At 54.7% G+C, this 1,350-nt stretch carries 1 rRNA gene; it reads right to left on the bottom strand.

Features of this window, described 5'->3' with window-relative positions:
- A 23S ribosomal RNA gene (locus H065_RS0124680) occupies nucleotides 1–1,350 on the bottom strand; the annotation flags it as partial.

Here is a 1,350-nt window from a genome sequence, read left to right as displayed (position 1 = left end):
TTGGATAAGCCCTCGACCGATTAGTATTGGTCAGCTCCATGCATTGCTGCACTTCCACCCCCAACCTATCTACCTCGTCGTCTTCAAGGGGTCTTACTAATTGGGAAATCTCATCTTGAGGGGGGCTTCACGCTTAGATGCTTTCAGCGCTTATCCCGTCCGCACGTAGCTACCCAGCGATGCTCCTGGCGGAACAACTGGTACACCAGCGGTGCGTCCATCCCGGTCCTCTCGTACTAAGGACAGCTCCTCTCAAATTTCCTGCGCCCACGACAGATAGGGACCGAACTGTCTCACGACGTTCTGAACCCAGCTCGCGTACCGCTTTAATGGGCGAACAGCCCAACCCTTGGGACCTACTTCAGCCCCAGGATGCGATGAGCCGACATCGAGGTGCCAAACCTCCCCGTCGATGTGGACTCTTGGGGGAGATAAGCCTGTTATCCCCAGGGTAGCTTTTATCCGTTGAGCGATGGCCCTTCCATGCGGTACCACCGGATCACTAAGCCCGACTTTCGTCCCTGCTCGACTTGTAGGTCTCGCAGTCAAGCTCCCTTATGCCTTTACACTCTTCGAATGATTTCCAACCATTCTGAGGGAACCTTAGGGCGCCTCCGTTACATTTTAGGAGGCGACCGCCCCAGTCAAACTGCCCACCTGACACGGTCCCTGTACCGGATCACGGTACCAGGTTAGAACTCAGATGCGATCAGGGTGGTATCCCAACGGCGCCTCCAAGGAAGCTTGCGCTCCCTCTTCAAAGGCTCCCACCTATCCTGTACAAATCGCACCCCAGTTCAATATCAAGCTGCAGTAAAGCTCCATGGGGTCTTTCCGTCTTGTCGCGGGTAACCTGCATCTTCACAGGTATTAAAATTTCACCGGATCTCTCGTTGAGACAGCGCCCAAATCGTTACGCCATTCGTGCGGGTCAGAATTTACCTGACAAGGAATTTCGCTACCTTAGGACCGTTATAGTTACGGCCGCCGTTTACTGGGGCTTCGGTTCATAGCTTCGCTTGCGCTAACCACTCCCCTTAACCTTCCAGCACCGGGCAGGCGTCAGCCCGTATACTTCGCCTTGCGGCTTCGCACAGACCTGTGTTTTTGCTAAACAGTCGCTTGGGCCTTTTCACTGCGGCCCCCTCGTGCTATTCACACTACCGGGGCACCCCTTCTCCCGAAGTTACGGGGTCATTTTGCCGAGTTCCTTAACGAGAGTTCTTCCGCGCGCCTTAGAATTCTCTTCTCGCCCACCTGTGTCGGTTTGCGGTACGGGCACCTGCTTCCTGGCTAGAGGCTTTTCTTGGCAGTGTGAGATCATGACCTTCGCTACTGTAATTTTCGCTC

It is taken from the genome of Paenibacillus shenyangensis, from assembly GCF_000346635.1.
GTDB lineage: Bacteria > Bacillota > Bacilli > Paenibacillales > Paenibacillaceae > Saccharibacillus > Saccharibacillus dauci.
This window is presented reverse-complemented; position numbering and strand designations above follow the sequence as displayed.